Origin of the sequence: Flavobacterium sp. ABG, assembly GCF_001027725.1 — a bacterium.
Classification (GTDB): Bacteria; Bacteroidota; Bacteroidia; order Flavobacteriales; family Flavobacteriaceae; genus Flavobacterium; species Flavobacterium cupriresistens.
Window position 1 is genome coordinate 1 of sequence record NZ_LEKS01000077.1, and the last position, 445, is coordinate 445.

Here is a 445-nt window from a genome sequence, read left to right on the forward strand (position 1 = left end):
AAACTTTTCTCTTTACCAAGACCTGTTCCGTAGTTTAAGTCTAATTGGTAATTACCACCATCAATACCGCCATCGTGGTCATTAGCGCCTTTTGAAAGATTTCCTCCTCCAAAAAGGGCAACATCTAATTTATTGGTGTTTTTCTTTACATTAATATTGATTACACCTGCAATAGCATCAGAACCATATTGTGCGGAAGCTCCGTCTCTTAATACTTCGATTTTTTCGATAGCAAAAGCAGGAATTGCATTTAAATCCGTTCCTACAGATCCTCGTCCTGGGGATCCATTAATATTTACTAAAGAAGAAGTATGTCTTCTTTTTCCGTTAACCAATACCAATACTTGATCTGGTCCTAAACCTCTTAATTGTGCAGGGTCAATGTGATCCGTTCCATCAGCTACAGTAGTAGTGTTTGATGTAAACGATGGTGCAACCATGTTCA

General features: G+C 38.2%; 1 protein-coding gene. It reads right to left on the reverse strand.

The features are described from left to right. Positions 1 to 445, reverse strand: a 445-nt coding sequence (locus AB674_RS21745) for a TonB-dependent receptor plug domain-containing protein (protein WP_165579405.1), incomplete at both ends; no start/stop codon positions are given.